The sequence below is a fragment of the Citrobacter arsenatis genome (genome assembly GCF_004353845.1).
Classification (GTDB): domain Bacteria; phylum Pseudomonadota; class Gammaproteobacteria; order Enterobacterales; family Enterobacteriaceae; genus Citrobacter; species Citrobacter arsenatis.
In genome coordinates this window covers 1,374,708-1,399,881 of sequence record NZ_CP037864.1, presented here as the reverse complement: position 1 = coordinate 1,399,881, position 25,174 = coordinate 1,374,708, and the positions used below count along the sequence as shown (strand labels likewise).

Annotated in this window: 41 protein-coding genes, 1 tRNA gene and 2 pseudogenes; 29 read left to right on the top strand and 15 right to left on the bottom strand. The window is 49.8% G+C overall.

Going from position 1 to position 25,174, the window contains the following annotated elements:
* Nucleotide 1 precedes the first annotated feature (1 nt).
* The 6 genes from E1B03_RS07600 to E1B03_RS07575 all read right to left on the bottom strand — a co-directional run bounded on the left by E1B03_RS07600 (nt 2) and on the right by E1B03_RS07575 (nt 3,564).
* On the bottom strand, nt 2-316 hold the full coding sequence (locus E1B03_RS07600) for a hypothetical protein (protein ID WP_133085967.1): 315 nt from the start codon (nt 314-316) through the stop codon (nt 2-4).
* Nucleotides 300-1,673, bottom strand: coding sequence for a replicative DNA helicase (locus tag E1B03_RS07595; RefSeq protein ID WP_133085966.1), 1,374 nt, complete (start codon nt 1,671-1,673; stop codon nt 300-302). The genes E1B03_RS07600 and E1B03_RS07595 overlap by 17 nt, the downstream gene beginning before the upstream one ends.
* Nucleotides 1,670-2,755, bottom strand: a complete 1,086-nt coding sequence (locus tag E1B03_RS07590; protein ID WP_133085965.1) for a replication protein — start codon at nt 2,753-2,755, stop codon at nt 1,670-1,672. Before E1B03_RS07590 ends, E1B03_RS07595 begins: the two co-directional genes overlap by 4 nt.
* The gene (locus E1B03_RS07585; protein WP_133085964.1) at nt 2,748-2,894 is read right to left on the bottom strand and encodes a DUF2740 family protein; all 147 of its coding nucleotides are present in this window, start codon (nt 2,892-2,894) and stop codon (nt 2,748-2,750) included. Before E1B03_RS07585 ends, E1B03_RS07590 begins: the two co-directional genes overlap by 8 nt.
* Nucleotides 2,895-2,926: 32 nt before the next feature.
* The gene (locus tag E1B03_RS07580; RefSeq protein WP_065944922.1) at nt 2,927-3,229 is read right to left on the bottom strand and encodes a CII family transcriptional regulator; all 303 of its coding nucleotides are present in this window, start codon (nt 3,227-3,229) and stop codon (nt 2,927-2,929) included.
* A gap of 107 nt (nt 3,230-3,336) precedes the next feature.
* Entirely contained in the window at nt 3,337-3,564 is a 228-nt protein-coding gene (locus E1B03_RS07575; protein ID WP_048280695.1) for a transcriptional regulator, read from the bottom strand.
* Nucleotides 3,565-3,670: 106 nt separating this feature from the next.
* On the opposite strand from E1B03_RS07575, the gene E1B03_RS07570 reads away from it, so the two are divergent.
* The 18 genes and pseudogenes from E1B03_RS07570 to E1B03_RS26605 all read left to right on the top strand — a co-directional run bounded on the left by E1B03_RS07570 (nt 3,671) and on the right by E1B03_RS26605 (nt 11,181).
* On the top strand, nt 3,671-4,396 hold the full coding sequence (locus E1B03_RS07570; RefSeq protein ID WP_133087200.1) for an XRE family transcriptional regulator: 726 nt from the start codon (nt 3,671-3,673) through the stop codon (nt 4,394-4,396).
* 447 nt (nt 4,397-4,843) lie between these two features.
* Nucleotides 4,844-5,074: a transcriptional antitermination N peptide gene (locus E1B03_RS07565; protein WP_133085963.1), complete on the top strand. Its 231-nt coding sequence runs from the start codon at nt 4,844-4,846 to the stop codon at nt 5,072-5,074.
* A gap of 20 nt (nt 5,075-5,094) precedes the next feature.
* The gene (locus tag E1B03_RS07560) at nt 5,095-5,295 is read left to right on the top strand and encodes a hypothetical protein (protein ID WP_133085962.1); all 201 of its coding nucleotides are present in this window, start codon (nt 5,095-5,097) and stop codon (nt 5,293-5,295) included.
* Complete coding sequence (locus E1B03_RS07555) at nt 5,292-5,495, top strand: antirestriction Ral family protein (protein WP_133085961.1); 204 nt, start codon at nt 5,292-5,294, stop codon at nt 5,493-5,495. The genes E1B03_RS07560 and E1B03_RS07555 overlap by 4 nt, the downstream gene beginning before the upstream one ends.
* A 43-nt stretch (nt 5,496-5,538) precedes the next feature.
* On the top strand, nt 5,539-5,721 hold the full coding sequence (locus E1B03_RS07550) for a hypothetical protein (protein WP_133085960.1): 183 nt from the start codon (nt 5,539-5,541) through the stop codon (nt 5,719-5,721).
* A gap of 159 nt (nt 5,722-5,880) precedes the next feature.
* Nucleotides 5,881-6,192: a superinfection exclusion protein gene (locus E1B03_RS07545; RefSeq protein ID WP_133085959.1), complete on the top strand. Its 312-nt coding sequence runs from the start codon at nt 5,881-5,883 to the stop codon at nt 6,190-6,192.
* On the top strand, nt 6,189-6,347 hold the full coding sequence (locus E1B03_RS26200) for a hypothetical protein (protein ID WP_165955302.1): 159 nt from the start codon (nt 6,189-6,191) through the stop codon (nt 6,345-6,347). Before E1B03_RS07545 ends, E1B03_RS26200 begins: the two co-directional genes overlap by 4 nt.
* A complete protein-coding gene (gene kil, locus E1B03_RS26795; RefSeq protein ID WP_129694910.1) occupies nt 6,344-6,478 on the top strand; it encodes a host cell division inhibitory peptide Kil in 135 nt (44 codons plus the stop codon). The genes E1B03_RS26200 and kil overlap by 4 nt, the downstream gene beginning before the upstream one ends.
* A 2-nt stretch (nt 6,479-6,480) precedes the next feature.
* Entirely contained in the window at nt 6,481-6,672 is a 192-nt protein-coding gene (locus E1B03_RS07535; RefSeq protein ID WP_165955301.1) for a DUF551 domain-containing protein, read from the top strand.
* Nucleotides 6,673-6,746: 74 nt separating this feature from the next.
* The gene (locus tag E1B03_RS07530; RefSeq protein WP_133085957.1) at nt 6,747-7,718 is read left to right on the top strand and encodes a coiled-coil domain-containing protein; all 972 of its coding nucleotides are present in this window, start codon (nt 6,747-6,749) and stop codon (nt 7,716-7,718) included.
* A 7-nt stretch (nt 7,719-7,725) separates the two neighbouring features.
* Complete coding sequence (locus E1B03_RS07525; RefSeq protein WP_133085956.1) at nt 7,726-7,923, top strand: hypothetical protein; 198 nt, start codon at nt 7,726-7,728, stop codon at nt 7,921-7,923.
* Nucleotides 7,920-8,078 carry a hypothetical protein gene (locus E1B03_RS26195; protein ID WP_165955300.1) on the top strand — a complete coding sequence of 53 codons (159 nt, stop codon included), beginning with the start codon at nt 7,920-7,922 and terminating at the stop codon, nt 8,076-8,078. The genes E1B03_RS07525 and E1B03_RS26195 overlap by 4 nt, the downstream gene beginning before the upstream one ends.
* Nucleotides 8,075-8,701, top strand: coding sequence for an ERF family protein (locus tag E1B03_RS07520; protein ID WP_133085955.1), 627 nt, complete (start codon nt 8,075-8,077; stop codon nt 8,699-8,701). The genes E1B03_RS26195 and E1B03_RS07520 overlap by 4 nt, the downstream gene beginning before the upstream one ends.
* A complete protein-coding gene (locus E1B03_RS07515; RefSeq protein WP_133085954.1) occupies nt 8,702-9,175 on the top strand; it encodes a single-stranded DNA-binding protein in 474 nt (157 codons plus the stop codon).
* A 13-nt stretch (nt 9,176-9,188) separates the two neighbouring features.
* Nucleotides 9,189-9,473 carry a hypothetical protein gene (locus E1B03_RS07510; RefSeq protein ID WP_133085953.1) on the top strand — a complete coding sequence of 95 codons (285 nt, stop codon included), beginning with the start codon at nt 9,189-9,191 and terminating at the stop codon, nt 9,471-9,473.
* Complete coding sequence (locus tag E1B03_RS26190) at nt 9,473-9,637, top strand: hypothetical protein (protein ID WP_165955299.1); 165 nt, start codon at nt 9,473-9,475, stop codon at nt 9,635-9,637. Before E1B03_RS07510 ends, E1B03_RS26190 begins: the two co-directional genes overlap by 1 nt.
* A pseudogene (locus E1B03_RS26610) lies at nt 9,634-10,614 on the top strand (DNA cytosine methyltransferase); the annotation flags it as partial. The gene E1B03_RS26190 and the pseudogene E1B03_RS26610, both read left to right, overlap by 4 nt.
* Nucleotides 10,615-10,626: 12 nt before the next feature.
* The gene (locus tag E1B03_RS26605; RefSeq protein ID WP_425456655.1) at nt 10,627-11,181 is read left to right on the top strand and encodes a phage N-6-adenine-methyltransferase; all 555 of its coding nucleotides are present in this window, start codon (nt 10,627-10,629) and stop codon (nt 11,179-11,181) included.
* 146 nt (nt 11,182-11,327) lie between these two features.
* Here the strand turns inward: E1B03_RS26605 and E1B03_RS26440 are convergent, their stop codons facing one another.
* Complete coding sequence (locus tag E1B03_RS26440; protein ID WP_246044179.1) at nt 11,328-11,525, bottom strand: hypothetical protein; 198 nt, start codon at nt 11,523-11,525, stop codon at nt 11,328-11,330.
* On the opposite strand from E1B03_RS26440, the gene E1B03_RS26435 reads away from it, so the two are divergent.
* The 6 genes and pseudogenes from E1B03_RS26435 to E1B03_RS07475 all read left to right on the top strand — a co-directional run bounded on the left by E1B03_RS26435 (nt 11,496) and on the right by E1B03_RS07475 (nt 14,131).
* The gene (locus tag E1B03_RS26435; RefSeq protein ID WP_246044164.1) at nt 11,496-11,675 is read left to right on the top strand and encodes a TraR/DksA C4-type zinc finger protein; all 180 of its coding nucleotides are present in this window, start codon (nt 11,496-11,498) and stop codon (nt 11,673-11,675) included. The two genes, E1B03_RS26440 and E1B03_RS26435, sit on opposite strands and share 30 nt — an antisense overlap.
* Nucleotides 11,675-11,947 carry a hypothetical protein gene (locus E1B03_RS07495; protein ID WP_133085951.1) on the top strand — a complete coding sequence of 91 codons (273 nt, stop codon included), beginning with the start codon at nt 11,675-11,677 and terminating at the stop codon, nt 11,945-11,947. Before E1B03_RS26435 ends, E1B03_RS07495 begins: the two co-directional genes overlap by 1 nt.
* Nucleotides 11,948-11,955: 8 nt before the next feature.
* Complete coding sequence (locus tag E1B03_RS07490) at nt 11,956-12,195, top strand: DUF4222 domain-containing protein (RefSeq protein ID WP_133085950.1); 240 nt, start codon at nt 11,956-11,958, stop codon at nt 12,193-12,195.
* A gap of 9 nt (nt 12,196-12,204) precedes the next feature.
* Nucleotides 12,205-12,390: a hypothetical protein gene (locus E1B03_RS07485; protein ID WP_133085949.1), complete on the top strand. Its 186-nt coding sequence runs from the start codon at nt 12,205-12,207 to the stop codon at nt 12,388-12,390.
* A gap of 350 nt (nt 12,391-12,740) precedes the next feature.
* Nucleotides 12,741-12,803 (top strand): annotated as a pseudogene (locus E1B03_RS26690) (helix-turn-helix domain-containing protein); the annotation flags it as partial.
* A gap of 164 nt (nt 12,804-12,967) precedes the next feature.
* The gene (locus E1B03_RS07475) at nt 12,968-14,131 is read left to right on the top strand and encodes an integrase (RefSeq protein ID WP_133085948.1); all 1,164 of its coding nucleotides are present in this window, start codon (nt 12,968-12,970) and stop codon (nt 14,129-14,131) included.
* A 15-nt stretch (nt 14,132-14,146) separates the two neighbouring features.
* Here the strand turns inward: E1B03_RS07475 and E1B03_RS07470 are convergent.
* Together E1B03_RS07470 and E1B03_RS07465 are read right to left on the bottom strand one after the other, a co-directional pair.
* Nucleotides 14,147-14,223 (bottom strand) — tRNA-Arg (locus E1B03_RS07470).
* Between the two features lie 39 nt (nt 14,224-14,262).
* Nucleotides 14,263-14,442 carry a hypothetical protein gene (locus E1B03_RS07465; RefSeq protein WP_103768697.1) on the bottom strand — a complete coding sequence of 60 codons (180 nt, stop codon included), beginning with the start codon at nt 14,440-14,442 and terminating at the stop codon, nt 14,263-14,265.
* A 37-nt stretch (nt 14,443-14,479) separates the two neighbouring features.
* Here E1B03_RS07465 and fimW point away from each other — a divergent pair, with 37 nt between their 5' ends.
* From fimW to fimZ, 3 genes are all read left to right on the top strand, one after another.
* On the top strand, nt 14,480-15,073 hold the full coding sequence (fimW, locus tag E1B03_RS07460) for a fimbria biosynthesis transcriptional regulator FimW (RefSeq protein WP_103768696.1): 594 nt from the start codon (nt 14,480-14,482) through the stop codon (nt 15,071-15,073).
* A 384-nt stretch (nt 15,074-15,457) separates the two neighbouring features.
* Nucleotides 15,458-16,180: a fimbria biosynthesis regulator FimY gene (gene fimY, locus E1B03_RS07455; protein WP_133087198.1), complete on the top strand. Its 723-nt coding sequence runs from the start codon at nt 15,458-15,460 to the stop codon at nt 16,178-16,180.
* Between the two features lie 587 nt (nt 16,181-16,767).
* Nucleotides 16,768-17,400, top strand: a complete 633-nt coding sequence (fimZ, locus tag E1B03_RS07450; RefSeq protein ID WP_103768695.1) for a fimbria biosynthesis transcriptional regulator FimZ — start codon at nt 16,768-16,770, stop codon at nt 17,398-17,400.
* Nucleotides 17,401-17,449: 49 nt separating this feature from the next.
* On the opposite strand, the gene sfmF is transcribed toward fimZ, so the two are convergent.
* The 6 genes from sfmF to fimA form a co-directional block, all read right to left on the bottom strand.
* Nucleotides 17,450-17,986: a fimbria assembly protein gene (sfmF, locus tag E1B03_RS07445; protein WP_103768694.1), complete on the bottom strand. Its 537-nt coding sequence runs from the start codon at nt 17,984-17,986 to the stop codon at nt 17,450-17,452.
* The gene (fimH, locus tag E1B03_RS07440) at nt 17,979-18,986 is read right to left on the bottom strand and encodes a type 1 fimbria D-mannose specific adhesin FimH (RefSeq protein WP_133085947.1); all 1,008 of its coding nucleotides are present in this window, start codon (nt 18,984-18,986) and stop codon (nt 17,979-17,981) included. The genes sfmF and fimH overlap by 8 nt, the downstream gene beginning before the upstream one ends.
* Nucleotides 18,987-18,990: 4 nt before the next feature.
* Nucleotides 18,991-21,612 carry a fimbrial biogenesis usher protein gene (locus E1B03_RS07435; protein WP_133085946.1) on the bottom strand — a complete coding sequence of 874 codons (2,622 nt, stop codon included), beginning with the start codon at nt 21,610-21,612 and terminating at the stop codon, nt 18,991-18,993.
* A 7-nt stretch (nt 21,613-21,619) separates the two neighbouring features.
* On the bottom strand, nt 21,620-22,312 hold the full coding sequence (fimC, locus tag E1B03_RS07430) for a type 1 fimbria chaperone FimC (RefSeq protein ID WP_103768691.1): 693 nt from the start codon (nt 22,310-22,312) through the stop codon (nt 21,620-21,622).
* 41 nt (nt 22,313-22,353) lie between these two features.
* On the bottom strand, nt 22,354-22,887 hold the full coding sequence (fimI, locus tag E1B03_RS07425; RefSeq protein WP_103768690.1) for a type 1 fimbrial protein subunit FimI: 534 nt from the start codon (nt 22,885-22,887) through the stop codon (nt 22,354-22,356).
* 77 nt (nt 22,888-22,964) lie between these two features.
* Nucleotides 22,965-23,519: a type 1 fimbrial major subunit FimA gene (gene fimA, locus E1B03_RS07420; RefSeq protein ID WP_133085945.1), complete on the bottom strand. Its 555-nt coding sequence runs from the start codon at nt 23,517-23,519 to the stop codon at nt 22,965-22,967.
* Nucleotides 23,520-24,093: 574 nt separating this feature from the next.
* Between fimA and folD the strand changes: the two genes are divergently transcribed.
* Both folD and ybcJ read left to right on the top strand, forming a co-directional pair.
* Nucleotides 24,094-24,960 (top strand): bifunctional methylenetetrahydrofolate dehydrogenase/methenyltetrahydrofolate cyclohydrolase FolD, encoded by an 867-nt coding sequence (gene folD, locus E1B03_RS07415; protein WP_003021887.1) that lies wholly within the window; start codon nt 24,094-24,096, stop codon nt 24,958-24,960.
* A gap of 1 nt (nt 24,961) precedes the next feature.
* Entirely contained in the window at nt 24,962-25,174 is a 213-nt protein-coding gene (gene ybcJ / locus E1B03_RS07410; RefSeq protein ID WP_016152124.1) for a ribosome-associated protein YbcJ, read from the top strand.

Sequence of the window (25,174 nt, the reverse complement as noted above, 5' to 3'; positions counted from 1 at the left end):
GTCATGCTCGCTTCACTCCGAATGTCTTAACCAGTGCCGACTCCATGCGACCTACACAGGCGCGGATACGGGCTATCTCTGTCTCTGGAAACATGCTGGATGCCATCTGCTCCAGTGCGCCTTTAAGTGGCTTGCTCTCAACCTTCTCGATACGTGCCAGAGCAAAGGCCTTGAGTGACTGCTTGATGCTTCTACCGTCTAAGCGAGCACATGCCCGGCATAGTTCAGCGTGGAGGATGGTTTCAGGAAATTCCGGATAATGCTTTTCGATTACCTCGCGAGTATTCAATCCTTCGTCATTAGCACTCATAGTCATTGTCGATTTCCTGTTGTTCGTTATGCGTAAACGCCACCGGATCCAGACCGGAATAGCGACTGCTGAAGTGATAGGTTTTTTCGGCGCCGGGAGCGTGGCGAGATTTGACGCAGATAATTTCCGTGATTCCTTTCAGTTCGGTGTTCTGGTTGTATTTCTCATCCCGGTACACCATGAAAATTACGTCTGCCTCCTGCTCAATTACGCCGGATTCTCGTAGGTCTGCCGCAACCGGACGCTTGTTAGCTCTCTGCTCAAGATTTCGGTTGAGCTGCGCCAAAGCGATTACCGGGCATCGCAACTCTTTAGCCAGGTTCTTTAGGCCGGTAGCTATCTCGCCAACGCTGCGGTTCATGTTCTCCGGATCTGACATGCGCATCTTCTGGAGGTAATCGACGATAACCACACCGAGACCACCAAGTTTCTTGTGCATGCGACGTGCCTCTGCGCGTACCTGATGGACGCTGAGAGAGCTTTTGTCGTTGATGTAAATTGGTGAGTCGATAAAGTCTTTCATGCAGTGACCAACCTTCCCCCATGCGCCATCCATCACGCCGCTCTGCTTGCTGAGCAAATCCTCTTTGCTCACTCGGGCCCGGTGAAAAGCGACACGCTCGGATATCTGATCTACTGGCATTTCCAGACTGAAGAACAGGACCGGCTTTTTGTTTTTCAGACCTACAGTCTCGGTTACTGTGGTGCTGAACATGGTTTTACCCATTCCAGGACGCCCACCTACCACGATGAAATCCGTGTTGTTGAACCCGCCGAACGCATTGTCGATGGTTGCCATTCCAAGCTCTGTTTTGTGCTTCCAGATATCACCGCTGATGATCGACTGGATGGTCTCCAGGGACATGTCAATTCCGGTGGTGATGTGCTCTGTTCCGCTTTCGTCATGGCATTCAATCCCTGATACGTCGGCCTGAATGGCGCCGATGATGTCGCTCAGTGAGTCAGATGTTGGCTCTGATAGTTTCTGTAGGCTGGCCTGGAGGATTAACGCCATCCGGCGCCCGGTAGCTAATTCACGAAGCTTCTCGCAGTAGGCCGACAGATTGGCGTATGACGGCGTGTCTTTGCTGCATTCAGCCAGGTAGGCAAATCCTCCGGCTTCTGCCAGATTACCAGTGCGCTCAAGCTCATCGGTAAGCGTCAGCAGGTCAATTGGTGTTCCTGCTTCGTTAAGTCTCTTGTAGGCGCCAAGAATCAGCTTGTGAGGTCTTACGGTGAAATGTTCCTCACCCATTCCCTCGATGGCATCTGTAGCTGCGTCAGCACCTTCCGGCTTGCTGGCTGCCAGCATGATTCCACCGATGACTGACTTCTCTGCGTAGAGATCTATAAAACGGCTCATGCAGTAACTCCCTTGCGCTGGCGGTGTTCGTTGATGGCTTGCTCGTAGACTGAGCCCCAGTTCTTAGGATTGAGTATCCAGTCCAGAGTCAGCCAGGATTCACCCTGCTTGTTGGTGAACAGCGATGACTTTCCTATCAGGTCGAATGCCCTGCTCATATGTTTCAGCTCTCGCCAGTTACCCTGGCTCGTCTTGCCATTCCATACCGCCTCAAGATCTCGGTAGGCAGGTCGGCGCCGGTTCCACTCATGCTGTGAAACCGCTTTAGCCGGGAATTTGTCATTCCAGAGAGAGATTATTTCGTTGTGGGGGCATGCCGCCGGGTTGCTGCCTTGCTCATCAGCCCAAAGCAAAGCGTCTGACAGGTAGCCATCGAAGCGTGTCATGCGGCAAACGTTCTCCGGCTTGATGCTGTGCTTCCAGTTCACATGAGCCCATCTGATAACCAGCTTCAGCTCTTCAGCTGTGTAGCACTCACCTTTGCTTTTCACGGTGGAGAGAACTTTTTCAAATGGCGCCAGTTTTGAGCAGCGGCTTTTGGTCAGCTCGTTGAAGTAATCCATCACTTCCTGAGCTAGCATGTTTTCCCCATCGGGGGATTTAGGGGGATCTTTTCTTTCTGTCTTTTGGATATTGTCTTTTGTGTTTACCTGATTCGGTAAATCACTATTTACCGTTTTGGTGAAGGTTTTCTTTACTGATTCGGTAAATGTTTTACCGATTCCGTTAACCTTTGTTTTCCACTCGGATATGTTCTTGTTCATTCCAACCTGACGACCTGTCTGAGTAAGAACTCCCATCCTGACAAGTTCGTTTTTTGCAGTAGAGCATTTAGTTGGTGCCATCCCGGTCAGAGCGGCGAATTGCTCATTGCCGATCCAGTCCATCTTCTTGTTGTATCCGTATGTCTTGCGCCACACAGCGATCACAATCAGCAACTGGTGTTGAGTGAGGCCTGACAGCATGACGGCCTCCATCAGTGCATTAGCGGTTCGCGTGTAGCCATCATCGAGATCTGCCACCTGACGCTCCACGGCCGCCAGAATCGGCCTGATTGGTGTAACTGTTGCTAGGCTACTCATGACCGTTCTCCTTACGTTTGAATTCTTCCAGGATGGCTCTCAGCTTTGTACCGACAGCCGGGTTACAGGATTTGATGAACCGGTCACGAGCAATATTTTTATGTACTGACGCCTGGTAAAAACGAGTTTTCTTAGGCATAATTACTCCTGTGAATTGATCCAGTTATTCGGCTAGAACTTCATGGTGATTTGATCTGAATCCTCGACCTCGACCGTCGGGGATTTTTTCTTTGTGAGCACCGCAGCTACTTCTCTTGCCAACCTCGCCATATCGTCATCAACAACACCCCATTCCAGAACTGCCAGCAGCATTGCCATCTTCGGCAGCCATGTTTCTTTCCAGCGGGTAATCTGTGCCTTATCGACGCCGATCTCTTTAGCTACGTTGTTGCCACCTTTCATGGCGATACGGTTAAGCAACCAGGACTCAATGCGACGGGCATTGACCTTGTTGCGGTTAATTGAGTTTTCCATTTGTTAAATTCCTTGGTGTTGAAATAGTTAAATACGTGCGCACCATGCGATGCGCTTTTGTAGTTTTCCTCAGCTTCTGAGGGGCTGATTTTTAAAGAGCAATGTTACTAAGCGGCTTTTTCCGGATTTGGGAACAAGCCTGGAAGGTCTGGTCGAATCTGATACGCCTTAACCTTCCCTCCAGTTGCATCAACAAGGGATGCAACATTTTGTGGGGCCACCTTTGCCTTGCCGTGCAGCCATTTCTGAACAGCTGCCTGACTAACTCCGCACGCTTTGGCTAATTCCTTCTGCGTGCCGACAATGGCAATGGCGGTTTTAATTACAGGATTCATAAAACCACCTCCGTTGTATCCTGTTAAACAATATAAAACCTTGGTTGTTATTTTGCAACCACTTTGGTTGTTTGACCTAACAAAACCAAGGTTGTATTTTCACGGCATGAAAATGACACTTGCAGAACGCTTAAAAGTTGCCATGCGCGAAGCTGGCATGACTCAGATGAACCTAGCTAAGTTGGCTGGTGTGAGCCAAGCCGCAATTCAAAAGCTAACGTCTGGGAACGCCAAAAGCTCAACTAAGATTATCGAGATCTCTCGAGCTTTAGGTGTGCGCCCTGAATGGCTCGCAGAGGAAGTTGGGCCGATGAAGGGCGATGGAAGTACACCACATCATCCTGATTCAGATATTCCTCCAGAAATGGATTGGAAGCCCGTTGATCCATGGGACAACGAAACCCCTCTTGGCAGTGATGAAGTGGAAGTGCCATTCCTCAAAGATATTGAATTTGCGTGTGGTGACGGAAGCTTCTCTGATGAGGACTACAACGGATTTATGCTTCGTTTTTCTAAGTCAACATTAAGACGCAAAGGCATCAATTCTGATGGATCTGGCGTTCTCTGCTTTCCCGCTCATGGGAATAGCATGGAGCCAGTGATCCCAGAAGGAACAACGGTAGCTGTAAACTGCAACGATAAAAAAATTGTCGATGGTAAGCTGTATGCAATTAACCAAGGCGGCTGGAAGCGCCTAAAACTTTTGTACAGAACTGGCCCAGATACATTAACCATTCGTAGCTATAACTCTGCAGAATGGCCTGATGAAGAAGCAGAGATAGGAAGCGTAGAAGTAATCGGTCGCGTTTTCTGGTCATCGACACTTTGGTAAAAGAAACTTTTCCATTCTAAAGCCCCTTCACGGGGCTTTTTTATTACCTCAATAAAATTATTTCCCTTTAAATTACAACCACAAAACAACCAAACCATAAAATATTACAACCCTAGTTGTTGACAGTGATACAACCATAGTTTTATAGTTACCACATCGAAACGAAACATCGATGCGGCAACAAGAGTTACCTGCCGCGCCAGACAGGAAGTCCGGCTGCTCATTAAAAATTTAGTCCTCAGAATCTGAGGCCGGAGAGAGTTCTTCGGGGTGTGGTGAAACAGGAAATGATTCGCTGGCATCGAATATCAATCGGGATTGGCTGCGCAGCCATCTGTGAGTAAGTCGATGGTGCTTGGCTTGATCAACCAAGCGAAAAGTCCGCCGGATTTTGTGGTTCAAATCCACATTCAACACACCACCAAAGAACTCACAAGGGGAACCATCATGAACAGAAATCAAGCGCGTCGCCTTGCGGCGTTCAATGCAAAGAAAGCAGCTGAGAAACACTTCGCTAATCGCATTGGTGAAATTCTTAGCGGATGCCCGTCACGAGTAGACCGCGCCACTTCGCTCGGTAGTCTGCGTGACAGCAATACAGGCGGTTCTGCATGTTTGCCGGATGTGGCGCTATACGCCGCCGGTCATCGCAGCAGCAAATCGGTTACGGCGCGTTAATTAACTTATGAGGTGAGGCAATGGCAAAAATAACATTTGGTTTTTGCGGTGCCGAAAAGGCTCACGCTGTCCAGAAGGGTATTCGTGCGGCGGGATTTAGAACAATAAATACCAGCGATGAACACGGGTTTTATGTTCACGTTATTACTGCAGAAGAAAATAGACAACATATTGAAGACATCAGAAATCACGAACTGGAAGCGTTAAGGGCAAAAGAATGAGCGCCAATGTAGACACCAATCAATGGTGTGGTCAGTTCAATAGGTGTAAAGGATGCAAGCTCGATGCTGAATGCATGGTTAAGCCGGAAGAAATGGCGCTTGTCATCGAAGATGGTAAACACGTTGACCGCTGGGCAATTAGAACCACGGCGATGATTGCCAGAGAGCTTGAAGCTCAGAAAAAACAGGCTGCCAACTAGGCGGCCTTTTTATTAGCTCACGATACAAACAGAGGGTAAGGCGATGGCGAGGCTTATCGTTCTTTTGAACGTTGATGATTCGGAAGAAGTAGAGATAGCAAAGGATGCGTTTGATGAGAATTTAGTGTTCACGTCATGGCATGAAGCTGATGAATGGTGCTCAAGAAACACCAGGGGAATATGGGTAAAAACAATAAACCTCGATGACGATGATGACGACGAATAGACCCGCTCCGGCGGGTTTTTTATTGCTGATACCACAGCGCCTTCACGAGGGTGCTCTGTTATCACGGCGGCTATCCACCGCTTACCAATAAGTCTGCATATGTATTTTTGCATGCAGAGGTCTTTAGCTCAGCGGCGCGGCTTAAGCGCGGAGATGATTATGAATAAATTACGTGTATGGCATATACCACAGATTCCAGGCAAGCCTTTCTTTGTTGATGTGAGCAGCGTCGAAGAAGGTGTGCGAATGATGAGCGCGTTGGCTGATTACGATGCTTTCCAGTATGACAACAACATCAAGCCAGATTACAGCAATGCAAATGGCCTTCAGATGTTTGACGAAAGCCTTACCGACCAAGACCTTGAGGAGATGGATCTTAACGATCGCTGGGTTGATTGGTACAGCGAATGCCAGTGCTACGACGACCCGCATGAGTATCTTGAAAGTCTGAAACAGGACGATCCCTCATGACAGTCACCCACAACGGCAAGCAGTACCACGCATCAAAACTCAACGACAACGAGTGGCAACTCTCATCAGTCGATAAACCTCGCGAGAAAATCACAATGAACCGCTGGCAGATGCACATTGCCGGGTTATTGCAGCAGGTGGATGGTAAATCATGATTAATCACAACATGCTTCGTGCAGCGCAGAACAAAGCGCTAATCGCCAGATTCATAGGTGATGGCTTGATGTGGATGTCGGCCTACAACGATATGAAGGCGGCAATTGGTTTTCCGTGGCACAGGAAATGATTATGGGCTGGATTAAGTGTAGTGACAAGATGCCTCCTAATGGAGTGATGGTGTTGCTTCTTAATGATGGTGATTATGATTTCGGGTTCATTATTGGAGACAGATTACATGTGTTTTCTTATGGGAAATGGAAACCTTTGCGCGTAGAAAAAGTAAGTCATTGGCAACCTCTTCCAGAGCCACCAACCGAATAACAAACCTCCCACATTCCCCCTACTCGTCCGGCTATCGCAGACGGGAAGCGCACAACCAAATTTCAGGAGAGACCATGAGTGAAGTAACGGATTTAGTCGTTATCGAAAAATCGAGTGCAATGGCTGTATTCACCAATAACGAGCAACTCGATCCCATCATTGAAAAAATCGAGAAAGAAGCTCGCAGCCTGGTACCGGATGTATCCACCAAGAAAGGCCGTGATGCTATCGCATCCATGGCGCACAAGGTTGCGCGTTCAAAAACATACATCGACAACGCCGGTAAAGACCTTGTTGCTGAACTGAAGGCGCTACCAAAGCAGATCGACGAAAGCCGCCGCATTGTGCGTGAACGTCTGGACGCGCTGAAAGATGAGGTACGCCGCCCACTAACAGAGTGGGAGGCAGAACAGGAGCGAATTAAGGCAGAGGAAGCCGCCAAGATTAAAGCAGAGGAAGACCGTAAGCAGCTAGAGTCAGACCATGAAATTGCTTTGCTGATGAACGACGCATTTGACCGTGAACTGGCAGAGAAGAAAGCGGAAGAAGAACGCCAGCGCATTGCTCATGAAGAAGAGTTAAAGCGTCAGGCGGCAGAACAGGCCAAGCGCGAAGCCGAAGAGAAAGCAGCGGCTGAACTGGCAGCAGCGAAGAAACGCGAAGAGGATGCGATTGCAGCAAGAGCACAGGCTGAATTACTGGCTAAGCAAGCACAAGAACGCGCAGAGCAGGAAGCTAAAGACGCCGCAGAGAAAGCTGAAGCAGATAAGAAAGCAGCCATTGAAGCGGAACAGCGCAAAGCTCAGGAAGAAGCTGATCGCATCAAGCGTGAAGCTGAGGCGAAAGAAGCAGCCCGTCTTGCGGAAGAGAAGCGCATCTCTGACGAGAAGGCAAAACGTGAAGCAGATGTTAAGCACCGCAAGGCCGTTGGTACTGAAATCGTAAACGCACTCACAGCTAATACCAGCATCTCACGCGAACAGGCTATCGAAGTCCTGAAAGCGCTGATGGATGGCCTGGTACCGAGAACACAAATTAACTACTGAGGTGCATATGAAGCTGAAACTCAAATATGACCACGCTCATGGATATCTGGACAGCCAACGCAATCAGGTCTTGGAGCTTGATGGTGTGACGCTTGATGGGACAGTAGACACACGAGAAGTCCTCCCGCAGTTAGACGGCGCTGTAGTTCTCGAATGGCTTGCTGAACAGGGTTATGTAATCACACATCAGGAGCAAGCGGCATGAGAGTTGCAGAGCGATGGGACGATGATGCTTTCATCCGGCTGATGTCTGATGTGATTGGCGACGTGGAAGCAGAAGACGACGAGCCAGTTAACCTGGCTGCTGAGCTACAGAATCCGGTGATCAGTTGGGCAGAATTTGCAGGAGATTTCACATGACCGAGAAGAAGGTTTACGCCGCAATCAGTGGAGTTGCCTCCGCCCTTGCTGAGCAGGGAATCCGGAAGGAGAAAAAACAAGGCAGCCAGGTTAACTACGCGTTTCGCGGAATCGACGATATCTACAACGCGTTGGCACCGGAACTTGTGAAGCACAAACTTCTGATTCTACCCCGCTACACCGAACGAACCAGCGTAGAGCGAACCAGTAAAAGCGGTGGCGCACTGTTCTACATCACAGTTCGCGGAGACTTCGATTTCGTCAGCACCGAGGATGGCAGCATCCACACGGTCACCACCTACGGCGAAGCAATGGACAGCGGTGATAAGGCGACTAACAAAGCTATGTCGATCGCCTACAAATACGCTGCATTTCAGGCGTTCTGCATCCCTACCGAAGAAACCGCGATTGATGCCGATGCAGAGGTTCACCACTTAAAACCGGCTGATGCAGACCAGATTCTGGCTGAATTTACGCAGTACGCTGGCGCTGAGAACGACAGCAAGAAACTGCAGGAACAATACGCATCAACATGGCAACGCCTTAACGGATGGCCTGACCACCAGGCTAAATGCAAAGACGTAACCGGAATTCGAATCAGAGAACTAAAACAGGCGGCATAAATGGCAATTAACACCATCATCGTTTCCGGCAACGTTGGTAAAGACGCGGTGCTCCGCGTCACACCAAACGGGAAGCACATTGCATCATTCTCTATCCCGGCAAAAACCGGATTTGGTGAGAACGAAAAGACATCATGGCTGAACTGCAAAATGTTTGGCGCGATGGCTGAGAAGTTATCTGTGGCAGTAGTTAAAGGCGCAAAGGTCACTGTGTCAGGAGAGTTCGTCATTGAAGAGTGGACTCGTCAGGATGGATCAGCAGCTCAGACACCAACAATTCTGGTGCGAGATATAGACCTTCCTCCGCGCAATGGACAGCAGCAGAGCCAGCAATCGTCGTCACAGCCGCAGCGACAGCAACAACAACGCGCAGCTGCGCCGCAAGCCAGCGAACCGCCGATGGACTTTGATGACGATATTCCATTTGCACCGGTAACTCTTCCCTTCCCTCGTCACGCTATCCACGCCATTTAATCAGGAGAATCAAATGTCGGCACCTCTCACCGGGGCGGGATATCTGCGCCCACCAAAGCGATCCGGCACGCGTGAAGAAGTGCTGGCTCGTTGCTTTGCAGCTATCGCTAATGACGATTTCCAGAAGCCGACCATGGAAGACAGGCTTCTTGAGTTGCACGAAAAGGAAGTCTGGTACGCCAACTTAGAAGCGTCATTCAGGCCGGGATGGGTGGTAGTTGGACCTGTAGAGCCTGATTACGTTGATGACCGTATGCGTAAGTATCGCGGTCGTTATGGACAAGTAAGGAGCGACTGATGAAAGCCTGGAGCATAGAAGAACTATCAGCGCTCATGCGCTACACCAACGCAGAAGTAGCAGAGATTACCGGTCGGAGTATCAAAGAGGTAGGAGATAAGCGGCTGTCTGTGAATATTGAGCGGAATGGATGGGATGTTAACGATCCGGAGCGTGCATCATGAGATACGGAAGCGTGTGCAGCGGCATCGAAGCTGCCAGCAAAGCATGGGAGCCTATCGGCTGGAAACCTGCCTGGTTCTCTGAAATTGAACCCTTCCCCTCCGCTGTTCTTGCCCAGCACTGGCCGGAAGTATCAAACCTCGGCGACATGACAAAAATCGCCGATGCGGTGCGCGCTGGTGATGTCGAGGCGCCTGATGTTCTGGTCGGCGGTACGCCTTGCCAGGCATTCAGCATCGCCGGCTTACGTGAAGGCCTGTCTGATGACCGCGGCCAGTTAACCCTCTCATACGTGGAATTAGCCAATGCAATCGACGCAAAGCGCCGCGAACGCGGTGAGACAGAAGCAATTATCGTCTGGGAAAACGTCCCCGGCGTGCTCAGCAGCAAAGATAATGCCTTCGGGTGCTTTCTGGCAGGACTTGCCGGAGAAAGCAGTGAGTTGCAGCCAGCAGGGGGAAAATGGACGCACGCAGGTTGTGTGTCTGGACCAGAAAGGGTTATTGCCTGGCGCGTTCTTGATGCTCAATTTTTTGGAGTGGCCCAACAACGCCGCCGTGTGTTCGTTGTCGCAAGTGCTCGAAAAGGATTTGATCCCGCAGAAATACTTTTTGAGCAAGACGTCGGCAGCGGGTCGACTGAGGCGAATAATGTTGGGGTCGAGAGACGCTCCAGCACAGTTGATAACTGCACTCTCTATCGCTTCAGAAGAACAGATTCATACATCGATGACGGAGTAAGTAGCACGCTTTCGGCTAGAGATTATAAGGACCGTCGAGAGCTTGTTGTTATGGCCGATAATCGCGTAAGAACCCTTACCCCTCTCGAATATGAAAGGCTTCAGGGATTCCCAGATGGGCACACGCTGATCCAGTACGGGGAAAAACTTGCTGATGACGCGCCGCGTTACAAGGCGATCGGAAATAGTATGGCGGTTCCGGTAATGCGATGGATCGGTGAGCGTATCGCCGCGGCGCTGCCAGCCGAGAAGTTGAGTGGAGATTATGGCGGAAGTAAAACCCCGCCAGACCAGCGCGACCTCTGGCGCACGCCGCCAGCCCTATTCGCTTCACTTAATGATGAATTTTGCTTTCAACTGGACGCAGCAGCAGCGCCTCATAACGCGCTATGCCGAAAGTTCATCACCGCCGATCAGAACACGCTGGAAACACTGTGGGCTGATTACCTGAATGTTCCTGGCTACGTCTGGCTTAACCCACCATACAGCGACATCACGCCATTCGTGAAGAAAGCATCAGCGGAGAGCAGGAACCAGATCGGCACCGTCATGCTGGTTCCTGCTGATACTTCCGTCGGCTGGTTCCGTGAGGCTATCGAGACAGCAAGTGAGGTGCGATTCATCACTGCCGGACGGCTGGCATTTATCAACCCGGTCACTGGTAAACCGGTATCTGGAAATAATAAAGGATCGATGCTCATTATCTGGCATCCGTACCCGCGTACACACTGCCACTTCGCAACTGTGGAACGGGACGAATTAATGACTTTCGGAGCGAAACTTCTCGCTCGACGGGAGGCAGCATGACGCTAACCAAACGAATCACAAGGTCGCTGATGCGGACTTTTTATTTTCTCGCGTTCACCTTCAACCTAATTAACCGACAGTTCATGGAGCACTGATGAAAAGGTCATCACTCGCTATTGCTATCGCTCTTTCATCAATAGCATCAGTCAGACAATGTAGCGTTGCTGAAATATCTCCTGCTTTACGTACGGATGCCAGTTATCCAGTTGGTGGCGGGAAAACGGGTATTGCAGCAGCACGCCGAGCAGCCAAAAAGCGTAGGAGAAGTCGCAAATGACATCAAAATCATCGATCAGGCCAGCGCTCTCGAAGAGATGATGCGAGACCATGCTATTCAGGCTCACAGACTCAACCACTCAGCAGTATCAGCAACGCACTGTGAGAAATGTGGAGACAATTTGCCGGAGGCTCGCCGGAAAGCGTATCCGGGATGCACGATGTGTGTGGAGTGCCAGAGCAATATGGAATTGCGTAAGAAGATTGGGAGGATGTGATGGGATGGATTAAGAATGCGGTGCTGAACAGAAAAGAGTTTAAAAGCCTTTCATGGTGGGAAAACTTCATGGGAGGTCATGTCAGTTTTGGACCAGTCACCATCTACGGTGAAAACGCCATGCACTGGGCGGTAAATATCAGAACAAAGCGTTGGGGATATATTTGCTTTCGACTTCCTCTGCGGTGCTTTGGTAAATGGTGGCCGCTTTATTTCTACTTCTCACCAAACGGTACGCCATGGGCGGCTACTTTCAAATTAGGGAGAGTTTGAGGTGATTAATGTTCAGGATAATCCAGCCTAATACCTGGTACGCCGATCTCCACGGCGCACCCTGCAAAATCATCCGCGCCACTCACGAAGTCATCCACTACATCCGAAACGGTCGCATCTGCATCGCCAGCATGGGCCGCTTTCAAGCAGAGTTCGAGCCGCTGACCAAAGCACAGGCCGAGCGGATCGCCGAAGAAATCGAAACAGCAGAACACTTAAAACGCCTCCGAGCTATGCGGGTGGCATGAGGAGATATTATGGGAAAGATGACGTTCGTATTTGAGTATAAGGACGGTAAAGAACCTCCAGTCAACGCGGGGATGGAGTTTATGGGCGGGAAGATTGTTGCCGCTGCTTTTCGTGATGCTCTCGAAGAGCCTGAGATATGCGATGCACCAGAACCAGATCTTGATTGGCTGGATAAAATTCGCAACCGCTTATGAAGCAACTGATAGTTGATTCACTGAGTCGGCTATTGGGTGCGAATGCACTGCCACGTTATCCCCCATTTTCCCGGCCATAGTGCCGGGTTCTTTTTGCCTGGAGAAAACCATGAATATAGTTCAGCACTACGGAAAGAAAGTGACCATTGATGGGAGTGGTGGAATTTACATCGCACATCATTCTGAGCAATGTTGCGTCAAATGGTCATGTGATGATGGAGCAAAGAAGGAGCATATTGCTCCAATTATGTTTACCAGATGGGTTATGCATCGTGCAGATAGCCATTCAAGAGTAGGAAGATTTTTACACTTACTCCCTATTATCTGGAAATTTACCAAGTAGGAAAATTATGGAATCACACAGCCTAACACTCGATGAGGCCTGCGCATTTCTTCAGATATCCAGACCAACAGCCACTAACTGGATCCGCTCAGGCCGACTGCAAGCAACCCGCAAAGACCCCGCAAAACCTAAATCCCCTTACCTCACAACACGACAGGCCTGCATTGCGGCGCTTAACTCTCCGCTGCATACTGTCGCCGTGAGCGCGGGTGATGGCATAACAGAGGAAAAACAATGTCACTCTTCCGCAGAGGTGAAATATGGTACGCGTCCTACTCGACACCGGGCGGGAAGCGAATTAAGGAAAGCCTTGGGACTTCCGACAAGCGGCTCGCTACTGAGCTACATGACAAGCGCAAAGCTGAATTGTGGCGAGTAGACCGGCTTGGCGATTTCCCTGATGTAACGTTTGACGATGCCTGTATGCGCTGGCTGGAGGAAAAGGCAGAGAAGAAATCACTGAAGGATGACCGCAGTCGTATGGCTTTCTGGCTGGCGCATTTTGAGGGGATCCGGTTAAAGGATGTGACCGAGCAAAAGATTTACTCAGCAGTGAACAGGATGAGCAACCGCAAACAGCTTGAGATATGGAAAATCAAAGCTGCCGCGGCGCAAAAGAATGGAGAACCAGCGCCAGTCTATTCAGCTAAACCGGTCACCACCTCCACCAAAGCCAAGCATCTGGCATTGATGAAGGCAATTCTGCGGGCTGCAGAACGTGACTGGAAATGGCTGGAAAAAGCGCCGGTGATCAAGGTTCCATCGGTAAGAAATAAGCGAGTTCGGTGGCTTGAGGCAGATGAGGCGAAAAGGCTGATTGATGAATGTCCGGATCCACTGAAGTCGGTTGTTAAGTTTGCGCTGGCAACCGGACTGCGGCGTTCGAACATCATCAATATGGAATGGCAGCAGATCGACATGCAGCGTCGTGTTGCCTGGGTGAATCCTGAAGACAGCAAGTCAAACCGAGCTATTGGCGTAGCGCTGAATGACACTGCCTGTAAGGTTTTGCGTGACCAGATTGGTAAGCATCATAAATGGGTGTTCGTGCATACGAAAGAAGGTATCCGTCCTGATGGGTCAAAGACTCCAACCGTGAGAAAGATGCGCGTCGATGATCAGCGGGCATGGAATGCGGCTTGCCGTCGGGCCGGGATTGAGGATTTCCGCTTCCACGACCTGAGGCACACGTGGGCCAGCTGGCTAATTCAGTCAGGAGTTCCGCTTTCTGTTCTGCAGGAAATGGGAGGATGGGAGAGCATCGAAATGGTACGCCGATATGCTCACCTTGCGCCGAACCATTTAACGGAACACGCAAAGCAAATTGACTCAATTTTCAGTGATGATGTCCCAAATATGTCCCATCTGGAAAATAAGGAACTTGCAGAAAATGGGTAAGTTACTGAAATATAATGGTACGCCCTGTAGGATTCGAACCTACGACCTACGGCTTAGAAGGCCGTTGCTCTATCCAACTGAGCTAAGGGCGCATTGTGAAGTGATTACTTCATGCGGATGAAACGCGTGAATTATACGGTCAGCGCCTGCTGAGTCAATGCCTTTTGTTCCGGTTGCTGGCGAAGTGTACGAATGTTGATTTTTTCTGCTCGTTCAAGGGTATCCAGGAAATCACCTGGTAACAACTCAGCCCGCAAAACGTCAGATTTAGGGATACATGTATTTAGAATATTTATGATTTTGCTTAACATTCCTTTATCCCCTCTCCAGCGGTTCAGGAACTCTTTAATGTTAAGTATCGCCATCAAGGAAGAAAACAGTCACTTCGAACATGGACTGAAAATCATCATCTCCCATCTGGCAAATCAGTGGCATCAGGAGATTTGCTTTTTACCTGTCGAAGATATCGATCGCGCTGAAATCGCCTTTATCTCACTGGATGAAGATTGGCTCAGCGCCGATTGCTATCAGGTTCCGGTCCACACCAGGCGTCAACACCGGGTGGTTATCTGTAGCAAAAACGATAAAGATAAGTTGATGTTCCGGCCCTGCCTGTACATGTTGCCCCTGATCTATCGGGAAGATGATGTTGACGAGATAACCAAAAAACTGGTGATCATCCTGCAAAAACGCGCGCTGCGTAATAGCGTGCCCGCAACAATCTGCCATTACTGCACTACCCGCAACTTTTCTATCGCAGAGCGTCAATTCTTAATGTTTCTCGCCAGTGGGTATACGTTAGCCGAAACGGCTCACCTGCTTTCAGTAAGCGATCTCCAGGCCAAAGCGACCCGTCGCAGCATTATGAAAAAGCTACATGTGAAAAACGATCAGCAATTCTTAAGATACATCCGCGCACATCTGAACTTTCTACAAAATTAGACCGCTTATCTTTGCCTAATTTTTATTGAGAAATATCTCATCCTCGATTAAGTATCGGCTCCTACTGTACCTATCCTCAGACTGCCAGAATAATCCAGCCATACTATTTCCGGGGTAACAAAAAGACATACCCGGTAATATTTTACCTAATCTTAGAGAGAGGTTGAACTGGATAAAACGATCTTTTAGGCATTGAGTAAGACATCAGAAAACTTCCGGCAGATTATTCTGATGGGATACGCAATTGCCAGTCTGATGATTGTTGAAACACTGAAACCCACGGCACAAGGACACTTCCCTTTACGCTGGCAAAATGTTGGGTCAGGGATGTTTATAGTCAGCAATTTATCCAGACCTGCCGCAACAAAAACGGAATGGAAAAGGATGCACAGCGCAAAACGCCGGGACCGCTATCGCCGCATACGAAATACTAACTGTACCTGGCAATATCCCCACTGTACCTCACAGGTATTTGACCGGCTCGAGTATCTGGCGCAAAAACTCGAATACACATTACCGGGCGATACTATATCTCAGGCGATAATTACGACAGACCACTATCTGGCCTATGCGCTGAGTCGACATTTATTTTCAGGTACTCGCACGGCGATCTTCCAGAGCATTGAGTCGGCGTTGGTCAGCATGCAGGAGCCGGTAATTAGCCAGTTAGTTATCGACATAGAAGGCTTAACAACCTCATATTTCGATATACTAGAGCGTCTGCGTCAGCTAATTAAGCAACGTAGCGATATTCAAATCTTCATATTGCTTTCTAGTCACGATAGCGATCTCACAACCTTTATTTCTCTATCCGGTCCATTTTATATCTTGTCACGCAACCTGCACCTCCCTGAGATGCGCCACGCCTTATTATCCCCGGTGCTTAACTATATTCATTCCAGGCGCATAAATCAGCTCGATTGGGAGATGATTGCCTTGCTTTTACAAGGTAACTCCTTAAAAAAGATTGCATTGCTGCAAAACCAACCCTACCACCGCATCATCTATCGGCTGAACCAGTTGATTACACGCCTGGGATTACCTAACAGGCAGCGTTTTTTGCATCTGATACATCGCCTCAACGTTACCTCTCTTCATTTAATTTAACACCATAACCCTCTGTGCTATAAGATTTTTTAAGAAATTACTTATTCAAGAATAAGAAAATAGATCCAATTTTTACAAATATTTAATATTTACAACTATTCCTGGTATTATGCCTGATACCACTACCACACTTAACCTTACTGATTCTGTGCATTTCAATATAAAATAGCCTAACCCCTGCCTTAACAAAACCTAAACAATTAGTTTATTGTATCGTTTTTGCTATTTAAAAAAATTTTTCAGTCTGCCATAATTCGAACCGCAGATAAATAATGCCAATAGTCATTAACACATCTGGATCTTTCAGAATATCCTAACTGACATTAACAACCTGGTTGTTGTAAGTCTTTTCCGAAAGAACAGAGCAGGTATAATCCCCACTGTTTCCTGATTAATTGTTAGTTTTCCCGGTGTGAAATGGATTTTCCACAAATTCATTGTTCTGCAGAAGAACAACCGAATAAACAAGGATGAAATATTATTTATTCGGTTATCCCTCAGAACAACTCTTGGCTATTTGACAATATTATAACGCCTGATGTTTTATCAAATTCGCAAGATACGCAAACAGTTTGAGGCATACAACAATGAAACCAGCATCCGTTATCATTATGGACGAACACCCTATTGTCAGAATGTCGATAGAAGTACTACTCGAGAAAAATAGTAATATTCAGGTGGTATTGAAAACCGACGACAGTCGTACGGCAATAGAGCATCTGCGCACGTACCCTGTCGATCTTGTCATCCTGGATATTGAGCTGCCAGGCTCTGATGGTTTTACTTTACTCAAAAGAATAAAATCGTTACAGGAGAAAACTCGGGTGCTGTTTCTGTCTTCAAAATCAGAATCTTTTTATGCCGGACGCGCTATCCGCGCCGGTGCAAATGGTTTTGTCAGTAAACGAAAGGATCTCAATGATATCTACAATGCCGTAAAAATGATTTTATCGGGATATTCTTTTTTCCCTTCGGATACCCTTAACTTCATTAACAATATAAATTCGCAAAAAGGCGTCTTGAATGACATGCCACTCTCTAACCGCGAGGTTACGGTTTTGCGTTATCTGGCAAACGGATTGTCCAATAAGGAAATTGCCGAGCAGTTGTTACTCAGCAATAAAACCATTAGCGCTCACAAGGCTAATATCTACTCCAAGCTCGGGTTACACACTATCGTTGAGCTGATCGACTACGCAAAAATGCATGAATTAATGTAATAACACTCCCGGCGAGATGTCGTTCGGGAGTGTTTTGTCAGCGTATTGATTAGTTATAGTTAATCATGAACGTGGCATCAGCCTTTGCGACCCCAGGCTGAACCCCATCAGCCAGGGCAATATAGTTGGCAAAAAAGGTCAGTGTGGCGTTGCCGTTCTCATCAATCCCCACGGTCTGACTGGCCTGCTCGAGTGGCAATCGCGTACGGTCGCTGTCGTGCAGTTCGATCGCTACCTTTTGTGCCAGCACTGCATCATCCAGCGCCAGCAACGTCGTGCCAGGGGCCGGGGTCCCGGAAAACGTTATCGACGCGGATCCCGGCGGGCAGCCTTCCAGCTTCAGCGTAAATGCGACCGGTTGGGTAGTATCTCCGCTGCTCTGAAGCTGCTTTGTCGGCCAGGTGCCTAGCTCCACCGACTTATTGCTGTCGCTGGCAATGACCGCGCAGGTAAAGTCCACCACGTTGCCACGCAGCTCAATATTGATTTCCCCCAGCGACGAGGCGGCATGGCCCAACGAACTGAATGTTAGCAGGGGCACCATCGCCAGAAGCGCCCCTGCGAATGGCGTTTTCTTGTTAGTCATAATCCACTCGCAGATAGCCACGAGCCGTAAAAGGCCCTTCAGTAGGTTTATTGCCCGTTACGCTGACCGGCCATGTCCGAATACCCACGCTTGCCGCGGCGTTGTCGTCCAGTTGAAATGGAATAGTGCTCGACAGATTATTGGGCGTCAGCGGTCTGCCGTTGGTATCGGCGACAATAAACCCTAAATCCGGGTTGTCTGAAACCATCATTTGCCCAGAGGCTTTCTCCGCTTCTACCCGCATGGTTAAGTAGGCTTGTGCGGCGACGTTAGTGCACTTTATCGCCACCGTTTTGGTCTGCGGATTAACGCCTTCGGGCCGGTTTCCCGCCCCCGCCTTGCTAAATAGCGATGCGCCAATATCACCAAAATCAAACTCAACAATCTGCCCGGCGTTCACCTCGCAGTTTTGTGGAACCTCTACCTTACCGCTGTAGCTGATGGTGTAAACCGGCGTGCTTAGCGCATCGCCGGTACTGGTCGTAACATAGACTCTGAACATCGTCTGCCGGGGGATCGGCACCATGTTAATAAACGAGCGGATCACTTTGAGTTTAAACACCAGCTTTGAATCCATTACGCCAAAAGGTTGCTGCTTAGGCACGTTAGGGTGAGTCCCCATGCGGATATAATTACGCGGGGGATAAAATAACCCAGCGTAACTATCGGTGATGCTCATGGCCCCCAGCAGGTAGTCATTGAGTTTCAGGTACTGAAAACCACCCTCAGTACTTTGAACCGGAAGTTCAGTGACATAGCTTCGATAGGTGTAATCCACCGTCGTCCCGGCGGGACAGGTGGCATTAACGCCAACCCAGCCCGATTTTTCCGGTAACGTCACGACCTGTCCCGGCTGGTTGTTGCTGCTGTTAAAGACATTCGACAGATCGTAAAAAACATCCGTTGGTGTGCCATTCGAGTTTTGGCAGACCGTTGCCCAGGACGAATGGGCGACCAGCAGTAAAGCGCTTCCCAGTAACAAACCCGTTTGTCGTTTCATCGTATTATTCCTGTCGTGCCGACGGAGATTCGCACGTCACGTTTGTGAGCGTCACCGCTTGTTTCAGGCTCTCCTCAGGCAAGACGTAGCGCGCCATGCAACGCGCGTTTGCGCCCTCCCCCCACTGGATCAGCAACTCGCCTTTTAGCGGCAGACCGCTGAGATAAATTTGCCCGTCTTCGCCCACCATACTGGTTACGCCGCTGGTGTTTTCTCGCACAACGGAGCCAAACGGCACGGGTTTACCGGCATGTATCGCGGTAATCAGCGCCCGCACACCGATTCGTGTATCAAACGCCGCTCGCACCAGCGCACCTTGCGTTGGCACTACGCTGCTGACGTTATTCTCCACATCGGTATTGTTGTTCATGGAATTAGGGTCTAGCGCGACCCGGTTATAGCGATAGACGGTGGCATACGGCATCACCGCGTATCCACGCCAGTCGGTTTGAACGCCGGTTTGGTTCTCTATCCGTACACCCTGCGCGCCAGGCGCTTTAATCAGCACGTTGGTATCACCTAAAGGCTGACTGAGCGTAATGCCGTCCGCATGCCCGATCACGCCGCCGGAGAGCTGCCAGTTATAGTCATGCTGGTCGCGGTCGTAGTTGTATCCCACGCCCAGCGTGCCATAGGCCGCCTGCCAGTTGGCGCTGGCGTTTCCGCTGTAGCCATTGGTGCTGCTGTGCCCCTGATTCACGCTATAGCTCAGGTTGCGTCCATCCAGCAATGTACCGCCGATCCCGCTCTGCCAGCTATTTTGTCCGTCGCTATTACGGTTGGCGTTAAAGGTGGCGTAGGTACGATCGAGGGCGTTATCTCGTGAGTAACGTCGTCCGCTGAGCAGGCTGAACGGCACTGACATATTGAACGCCAGAATACGGTCGGTGTCGGAGATGCCAACCGATTCATTCCACGACCAGGAGAGTGAATAGCTAATCCCCTGCCAACCGCTGGCATAGCCCAGTTGATACCAGGTATTGGTGTCTGACGTATTCCAGTACGTTTGCTGACTACCCGAGACATACAGCGATCCGTAATCCCCCAGATTCTGCGAAATGTTTATCTGGAAACGGCCCTTTTTGCTGTAGCTCAGGTTGTGGTAACTCTTCACATCGGGCACATCGTGGCGATTACCCTCACTGTCGTATTCGTACTCATAGCCTTCCATACTGCGATACGCGACATCGTCGAGGGTATAGAAGCCACGCGTAGAGTAGCGATATCCCAACAGCTGGAAGTTAGTGCCAAAATTGTTCAACGATTTCGCATACAAGAAACGCAAAGACTGCCCCTGGTGCGTACTGTCATCCGCCAGTTGGCTGCGCGCATGGGTTAGATCGACAGAAACCGCCCCCCAATCTCCCAGGTTTCGGCCTGTACCTAAAACCACCGCCGTATAGCGTGAGGCTAACTGCGTACCACCGTATGCGGTGTAGCCTTCTGGTAACCCAGCGATTAATGTTCCCTGGAAAAAGAACGGTGAGGATTGCTGGCTGTTGCCGCTGCGAAAATCCCCAGCGACCACGTCATATTTAAAACGCCCTTCTCGCTGTAATAAGGGCACCGTAGAGTACGGCACCGTATAGCGTTGCTGGCTGCCGTCTTTCTCATCCACCGTAACCTCAAGGTCACCGCTGGATGACGTCGGGTTGAGATCGGTTATCGAAAAAGCACCGGGTGAAACATAGCTTTGATAAATCACATAGCCATTCTGACGAATGGTCAGTTTCGCTGCGGTACGCGCAATGCCACGAACAGTAGGCGCATAGCCCTGTAAGCTATCGGGATACATACTGTCTGAGGAATAGAGCCGCGCACCACGAAACCCGACGCTGTCAAAAACGTCGTTTCCGGTGTTGCTGTCACCCATCACCAGTTCGCCCTTCAGCGGGATAATCGCGCGCTGAAGCCATGTACCGATGTTTTTCCAGCTTTGTGAGTGGTATCCATCGCCCTTGGAATAGCTCCATGCGCCGTTGTTTCTCAGCCGCCAGGGGCCATAGTTCAGACCACTGAGCATACTCAGGAAATAGCTGTCAGTGTCACTGCCGCGGCTGCCGGTAAAGCTGTAGTTCACCAGCGCAGCCGGGATCCCTTCATCCCACTCTTCCGGCGGAATATAGCCGCGTGCGCTGTTCAGCATCGACGCCTGTGGCAGGCTAACGTTGAGGCGCAGGGTAGAAAAATCAAACGCGATTTCGCTGCCTGGAATCGCTTCAGGCAGATTGATACAGGTATTGTTCGGATCTTTACTGAGCGCAGGAAATGCGGCGACATTAACGCCAAGACGCTTCACCCAGTCGAGTCCAAAGCATGGCATCAGCCCGCCGGAATTCTCTCCGGCTTTTCCCGCACTGGTGGCAAAGCGAATATCTTGAGTGGCGACAAACTCATCGTTGCGCCAGATATCCACGCGGTACACGCCTTCAGGCTGGTGATTACCTTTTTCAAAACGAGATAAATCCGCCACGGTTGCCGTATCCGCAGATAAAAAAGCCGGATTAAAATAGCTTTCCCCATGGCTTAAAGAGGGAAAGAGCGCCGCCAGCGTGGACAACGCCACCCCCGCCAGCGGTGGCGTAACCCCCGGTAACAGGTCAGGAAAATACGTTGTCTTATTCATCGTTATCTCAACGCACGCTAACCGTTTTGGCCGGAGTCACCGCGCCATAATCATTGACCGTCTGGAATGTAACGTTGCCCTGAACGCCCGTTGGCAGCAGAACCTGCGCATCGCTTTTTGGCGCGACCATCACGTTATCGACCTTCGTCTTCCCCACATTGAGATTGACCAACGTGACGTAATACGCTGACGGATTGTTGATTTTCAGGTGGTTGCCGGAACGGGAAAACGTCAACATCCCTGGCGCATCTTCCGGAATTTGCGGCAGATTATTGGGTCGAACGAATAGCTTGATGCGTGACAGAATCGCCAGTTGCAGAACGTTTTTGCCCTCAAGGCTGTTTTTATTGACTGACGGAATGGCCTTCACGTTCATCCAGAACAGCGATTCACGGTCTTTGGGCAGGGGTTCACCGGCATAGATGATACGTAGCGTGTTTTCGGTTTTGGGCTCACTGACAAACAGCGGAGGCGTAACCACAAATGATTTTTCTTTAACGCCTGTGCTATTTTCGATCCATGAATTTACCAGGAAACGTTCTTTAGTATCGCTATTGCTAATAGACAGGGACGTTTGTTTAGCATCGGCTGGATAAATAACACGAGTGGCACCTAATGCAATCCCACCGGCAGCCTGAACACTGGCAGCAGAAAATAAGGCCAGTAAAAGGATAAAACCTGATTTTAGATAATTAAACATAGCTAAAAATACCTTTGATGTGATTATCGTTGGGAAATAAATCAGGGATAAACCAACGTAAACCACACGTCTGAACGAAGCATTCCCGGCGTTATATTTTCCGAGACAGCCCGATAACGAGCAGTGAAATGAAAGGTCATCTCTTGCGTTATAATCGGCGCATAATGAAGCGGCAGCGCATTGGGAATAATTTGCCGTTGGCGCTCGTCAAATAACGCCAGACCAATCCCCGAAGCCGCAGACGCATCGCCGCTGGCAAGGAAAACCTGCGGATCTTCCGCTGGCGTCACGCCCGCAAACGCAATCCCTACATGGTCATAAACATCAGAGCTACACGAGGTTAAGCGCAGTGAAAACGGTACACTGGTAGAGGCAAAGCTTCCCGTCCCGGAGAACGCATTGGTGCGATACTGCCCCATTTGCACGCGCATATTCTGACTGTCAGTGGCGACCGTACAGGCGCCGTTGACGAGCTGCCCCCGTAAGTGTAGCTGGCCACTTTCCAGTATTACCGTATGTGCAAACACGGGCATTACGCCAAGCATTCCCGCCAGCGCCACGCCTTTCCCTATCATCTGCCGCATCCTTCATCATCTCCGGATAGTGCCTCATCCAATGAGGCGAACTTCATCCTTGCGCAAATCAAAACGGCTTATTCGTACTTCATGATGAACGTCGCGTCGGCGTTTGCCTGACCCGGCGTAGCGCTTGCGGCAGTGGCTTTGTAACGCGCAGAGAAACGCAGGGTGTTGGTCCCTTCTACCAGCGCCTGAGCGGTAGAGAAAGTAACGCCATCCGGCTTCAGCGCGGTGGACGTATTGTCCAGAATTTCAATCCCAACACCGCTGGCAGTGGTACCGTTGTCTGCGGAAGTAACGGCCAACAGGTTGTTGTTGGTAATATCGGACTGACCAGAGAAAGCAACGGCTGCGGTTGCGGCAACTTTCGGATCACAGTCGTTCAGTACGATAGAGAACGGGATTTGTGCCGTAGTATCACCCACTGCGGCAAAACTGGCGGTACGATACTGGCCTAAGGTGACAACCTGATCGGATGACTGAGTACTGACGGCACAGGCTGCATTGACCAGTTCACCTTCAAAATGCACAGTACCGCCGCTGACGCTTACCGGATCGGCTGCAACTGCAGCACCCGCAACTAACATCAGGCTGGCAATAACAGAAGAGGTCATTAATTTACGTTTCATGGATTTCCCTTGAATTACACACATCCGGCTCCGGCATCCTGCGGGATCCGTTTGAATCATTATCGACATTAAATGTCTGGCTAATTATCTCTGCATCCTGTAAAGATATATATCGCAAGAGAATTAGCTAACCGTTTACCCCAACTCTCCTGAGTATTTGATTCACTAATTTATCTTCGCGAATATGACTATTCGTCACAGCGATAAATTAAACATTTCAATTAATGAAAAATACCTGCAAATCCTTTTAATAGCCCTGGCTAATTCTTAATGGGACCCAGGAAAAATCTGGGTAAAAATGAGGTAAAATCCCCCATAATAACTGTAACAGACTGGTTTACGGTGCATTCCCCCTGAAAACACCAGGGTGATGAGTTGTTTCATTCACGTTAATTTTAATTCGCACGCTCATTAATTATTCATACGGTTTCAGCCTCTGCACTCCCCCCATTTGCAGAGTACGACGCTCCCTATCGCACGTAAAAACGCAAACGAAAACTGACAGCACGCCCCGCTTCTGACAAAATAGCAGCATCCCCTTCGGTTTAACGTAACAGACGGAATCTTCTCTCTGATGGCAGCAAAGATTATTGACGGTAAAACGATTGCGCAGCAGGTGCGCTCTGAGGTTGCTCAAAAAGTTCAGGCGCGTTTAGCGGCTGGATTACGCGCCCCAGGCCTGGCTGTTGTGCTGGTAGGTAGCAACCCGGCTTCGCAGATTTATGTTGCGAGTAAACGCAAAGCCTGTGACGAAGTGGGGTTTGTCTCCCGCTCCTATGACCTGCCTGAAACCACCAGCGAGGCGGAGCTTCTTGAGCTGATCGATACGCTCAATGCAGATACCACCATCGACGGTATCCTGGTTCAGCTGCCGTTACCTGCGGGTATCGACAACGTAAAAGTGCTGGAACGTATTGCGCCAGATAAAGACGTTGACGGTTTCCACCCGTATAACGTCGGTCGCCTGTGCCAGCGTGCGCCGCGCCTGCGTCCGTGTACCCCACGCGGCATCGTAACCCTGCTTGAGCGTTACAACATCGACACCTACGGTCTGAATGCCGTTGTCATTGGCGCGTCGAATATTGTCGGTCGCCCGATGAGTATGGAGCTGCTGCTGGCGGGCTGCACCACCACCGTCACCCACCGATTCACCAAGGATCTGCGTCGCCACGTAGAGCATGCTGACCTGCTGATTGTTGCCGTCGGCAAACCTGGCTTTATTCCCGGTGAGTGGATCAAAGAAGGTGCGATTGTGATTGATGTCGGCATCAACCGTCTGGAGAATGGTAAGGTTGTTGGCGATGTGGTCTTTGAAGATGCTGCCGCACGCGCGTCATACATCACGCCGGTTCCCGGCGGCGTAGGCCCAATGACAGTCGCCACACTTATCGAAAACACGCTGCAAGCGTGTGTTGAATATCATGATGTAAAGGACGTTTAAGATGGCCACATTTTCACTGGGTAAACACCCACACGTTGAACTCTGCGATTTGCTGAAGCTGGAAGGCTGGAGCGAAAGCGGCGCCCAGGCAAAAATTGCTATTGGCGAAGGGTTAGTGAAGGTCGATGGCGCTGTTGAAACGCGTAAACGCTGCAAAATCGTTGCCGGTCAGACCGTCAGCTTTGAAGGCCACAGCATTAACGTCGTAGCGTGA